The organism is Streptomyces sp. YS415, assembly GCF_023544665.1.
Taxonomy (GTDB): Bacteria; Actinomycetota; Actinomycetes; order Streptomycetales; family Streptomycetaceae; genus Streptomyces.
Window position 1 is genome coordinate 1 of sequence record NZ_JAMJFL010000074.1, and the last position, 4,312, is coordinate 4,312.

The following is a 4,312-nucleotide window of genomic DNA, read 5'->3' on the forward strand; positions in this document are numbered from 1 at the left end:
CGACCAACAGCCCCATGGCCGTCGTCACCCGATCACCGAACCGCACCGAGCCGTCCGGCAGCTCCCGCATCCCGGCGGCGGGACCCGCACCGTGGACCACCGCGTCGATCACCAGGAAGGCGACGACCAGGCCGGTGAGCAGAAGCAGGAGTCCGAGCACCGGACGCCACCAACGGTGATGCCCGGTGTAGCGCGCCATCCGGTGGTAGGGAAGCGCGGTGAGCAGAGGTTCAGCGGTCATGTGCACCAGCATCTCCGCGCGGTGCGGCCGGGGCGTCCGCCACCGGCACGAACACGGCCTCTATCCCGGGGTGGAGACACCCCCTCCACCCGGGGCAGACGCGGGCGCGGCGCGGGTGGCCTACGCTCACACCCGACATGGAATCCATACGCAACTGGCTGCTGCCGACCGTCCTCACGCTGCCCAACGCGGGCATCCTCGCCATCGTGCTCTCGTCGGGTGAGGTCTCCGGAGTCCTGCTGCCCGCGGGCATGGTGGCAGGGTTCGTCCTGCAACTCGTCGCGCTGGGACGGCGGCGCAGCGAGCCCCTGGTCGCGCTCGCCGGGACGGTGGCCGGCATGCTGATCGGGACGCTGGCCGCCCCCGAGCACTTCGCCAACCTGGCGGTGTTCGTGGCTCTTTACTCAGTGGCGGTCCGCTGCGGCGGACGCACTACGGCCCTGTGCACGGTCATCGTCGTCGGCTGTGTGTGGCTTCCGGACCTCCTCTACGGGAGTTCGGCCGCGGCGGCGCTGACCCAGCTCGGCATCACGGCCTCGATGTACGTGCCCTGCGCGGGACTCGGCGAGGCACGGCGGCAGTGGCTGAGCGGCCGGTGGGCGGCGGCCGGAAAGCTGGCGCGGGCCGAGGAGGAACGGCGGCACGCCGCCGACAACGAACGCCACCGGCTCGCCCGGGAACTGCACGACGTGAGCGCCCACCACCTCACCTCCGTGGTGGTGACTGTGGACGCGGCCCGCAGGCTCGGCAGCACCCGGCCCGAACTGGCCGAGGAAGCCATGGAGTTCGCCGTCCGCACCGGCGAGGAGACCCTGAGCGCGCTGCGCCGGCTGGCCGACGCGATGCGGCACACCGAGGCCCCCGACCCGCGGCCGATGAGCGGCAGAATGCGGGAGCTGATCACCGGGTTCAGCCGCCTGGGCCGCCCCGTCGAAGCGGACCTGCCCGACGACCTCGCAGGCCCCGCCGCCGAGGCGGCCTTCGGCATCGTCCGCGAGGCCCTCACCAACACGCTGCGGCACGCGCCCGGCGCTCCGGTGCGGGTGGAGATCCGGCGCGCGGACGGCGCCCTGCACCTGCTGGTCGCCAACGGCGCGCCGCGCGCCGCCGAGGAGCGCACCCGGGCCACCACCGGACTGGGTTCGGGTAACGGCCTCACGGGCATGCGGGAACGGGCGACGTCCGCGGGCGGCGAACTGACGGCGCAGCCGGACGGCGACGGCGGCTGGCGGGTGACCGCCGCCCTGCCCGACACCACCGGACCGGTCCGGCCGGACACGGCCGTGCGGCGCCGCGACCTGCGGCGCGAACAGCGCCTGGCTGACGTGCTGCTGGGCGTGACCGCCGTGACGCTGCCGCTGTACGTGACCCTGTCCGGCGTCGCGGACGGCGCGCTTCCCGGCGACACCCTCGGCGCCCTGGTCCTGACCCTGCTGCTGACCGTGCACGCCCTGCCCCTGCTGTGGCGGCGCAGCGCCCCCGCGGCCGCGCTCACGGGCGTCGCAGCGACCGCCTGGCTGGTGCCCGCCGCGTTCGCCGCCGGACTGATGCCGTCGGACTGGGCCGGCCTGCTGCCGTCCGCCATGGTGACCGAGGCGATGGCGGTGTACGCGGTCGCCGCCTACGGCCGCCGCGCCGCGCGTGCCCTCGGGGCCGCCCTCGCCGCCGTCGCCAACCTGGTGACAGCGCTGACCGTAACGGCCGCGACCGCCGACATCCTGGTACTGCCGCGCGACGAGCCGGGCGCGGTGAGCTGGACCGCATGGCTCATCCTGTGCGTGACAGGCCCGCTGCTGGTCACCCTGTGGGCCGTCGGCACGGGCGTCCGGCGGCGACGGATCCGGGTCGTCACCCGCGAAGAGGACGCGTTCAGCCACTCCCTGCACCAGGCCGCGCTGGAAGCCGCCGCCGAACGGCGCCTGATCGCCGCCGAACTGCACGAAACCGTCCTGCGCTGCACCACCCGCATGGTGGCCCTGGCAGGCGAGAAGAAGCAGGACGAGGTGGCCGCCGAGGCCCGTGCGGCGCTCGCGGCGATGCGGGAACTCCTGCGCAGCCTGCGCGGCGCCACGCAGACCGAAGGACACCACTCCCCACAGCCCGTCGCGGCCGACCTGGCCGAACTGTGCCGGGTCCTGCGCGCCACCGGCCGCGACGTCAGCGTCAGCGGACTGCCGCGCGCCGTCGAGGACCTGCCGGTACCGGTGTCCCTGACGGTGTACCGGGTGGTGGAAGCGGCTCTCGGCGCCGGCGACCGCGGCGCGGTCCGGGTGACGTTGCGCCGCCGGCGCGGCCAGGTGCACATCGCGGTCACCGGGGTGCCCCTCGCGGCGGCCGGCCCCGTCGCCGAACGGCTGCGCGTGCAGGCGGAGTCGGCGGCGGGGCGGATGAGCGTGGACCGGGCCGGTACGCTGCGGGTGTCCATCCCGGCCGGCAACGTGCCGGCCCTCGTGTAGGAGGTCCTGCCATCGCCATACGCGTACTGGTCGTCGACGACCAGGCGGTGGTGCGCGCCGGATTCGCCGCCGTCGTCGACGCCGAACCGGATCTGACCGTGGTCGGTGAGGCGGGCGACGGCGCCAGCGCGGTAGCGCTCGCCGAACAGACCGCCCCCGATGTCGTCCTGATGGACATCCGCATGCCCGGCATGGACGGGCTCACCGCCACCCGGCTGATCACCGCCCTGCAGCGCAGCCCGAAGGTGCTCGTCCTGACCACCTTCGACCTGGACGTGTACGTCTACGAGGCGCTGCGCGCCGGCTCGTCCGGGTTCATGCTCAAGGACGCCATGCCCGAGGACGTGCTCACCGCGATCCGAGTGGTCGCCGCAGGCGAGGGCATCCTCGCCCCGACCGTCACCCGGCGCCTGATCGGGCAGTTCGCACAAGGGGCCCCGCTGCCGCCGGAGATCTCCGGCCAACTCGCCCAGCTCACCCCGCGCGAACGGGAGGTGCTCCTGCTGATCGCCTCCGGTCTGACCAACGCCGAGATAGGAGTGCAGCTCGGCGTGACCACCGGCACGGTCAAGTCGCACGTCAACGCGCTGCTCACCAAGCTCCAGCTGCGCGACCGCGTACAGGCGACGATCCTGGCGTACGAGTCCGGACTGATCCGGCCCCAGGGCTCGCTGGAGGACTCGCCCGCCGCACCGCACTGAGCCGGTGACCGGACCCGGCGGGGGCCCGGCGGCGGCCGGTCAGTCCGGCATGCTCCGGTCGAACTCCTCGGCGCACCGGTCCCATTGGGCCTGGCCGACGGCCTGGTCGACGCACTCGGAGTAGGTCTGGAACTCCTCGGACTCAAGCACCGAGACCCCGACGACGAGCGCCACCGTCGAGGTGGCGACCGCGACAGTGCCGATCACCGCGCCGATGACCGGCAGTACACCGCGGGTGGCGACGCCGCGTCTCTTGCGCAGGACGCCCAGCACGCCCAGGATCACGGCCAGCAGACCCAGCAGTATCCCGCCGAACCCCGTCCAGGTCAGAACCAGGGCCGCGAGGCCGAACAGCGGGGCGGCCACGGCGAAGCCGTTGCGAGGGCGGGTGGCCGAGCCGCACGGGCCAAAGGGTGCCGGGGCCTGCGTGGGGACGGGTGTCATCGCGTCTTCCTCCATGATCCGCTGGGCCCGGCACAGTTCGGCCGATCACGCCCACCGGGAGGGCGCCTCACCCACCCGTGCACCTTCGTACAACGCCCCCTGGGCACAGCGGGTTCACCCGGCCCCGGTCCACCCCGGGTTGAGCGCCGTCTGCACCCATTGGTAGAGCCGTTGATCCTGCGGCCGGCGGACGTACCGGCGCGATGCCGGGGCGATGCTGTTGGACATGACAACTACTGCTTCCGCCACGCCACCCCTTCCCTATCACCGGATGGCGCGTCGAACCGGGCATCACCGCTGGTGGCGTGCGCCGCTCGGACTCGTGGTGCTGATCGCCGGCGTGTTCGTGGCGTTCATGGTGCTCGATCTGGTCTCGATGCTGGCGGGGCTCGCGGCGGGGCGCCCGGAGCTGCCGGACGGCACGGTGGACCTCGGTGAGCTGCCAACCGCGGCGCTGGAGCTGTTGTTCA

3 protein-coding genes and 1 pseudogene are annotated in these 4,312 nt (G+C 73.5%); 2 read left to right on the forward strand and 2 right to left on the reverse strand.

All coding sequences use genetic code 11. From position 1 onward, the window contains the following. A pseudogene (locus M8H82_RS36245) lies at nt 1–241 on the reverse strand (hypothetical protein); the annotation flags it as partial. 137 nt (nt 242–378) lie between these two features. On the opposite strand from M8H82_RS36245, the gene M8H82_RS36250 reads away from it, so the two are divergent. Together M8H82_RS36250 and M8H82_RS36255 are read left to right on the forward strand one after the other, a co-directional pair. Beyond that, entirely contained in the window at nt 379–2,697 is a 2,319-nt protein-coding gene (locus M8H82_RS36250; RefSeq protein ID WP_250079995.1) for a histidine kinase, read from the forward strand. A gap of 11 nt (nt 2,698–2,708) precedes the next feature. Further along, nucleotides 2,709–3,398, forward strand: a complete 690-nt coding sequence (locus tag M8H82_RS36255; RefSeq protein ID WP_250080000.1) for a response regulator transcription factor — start codon at nt 2,709–2,711, stop codon at nt 3,396–3,398. Between the two features lie 39 nt (nt 3,399–3,437). Here M8H82_RS36255 and M8H82_RS36260 read toward each other — a convergent pair whose 3' ends face one another. After that, nucleotides 3,438–3,842, reverse strand: a complete 405-nt coding sequence (locus M8H82_RS36260; protein ID WP_250079998.1) for a DUF4190 domain-containing protein — start codon at nt 3,840–3,842, stop codon at nt 3,438–3,440. Nucleotides 3,843–4,312 lie beyond the last annotated feature (470 nt).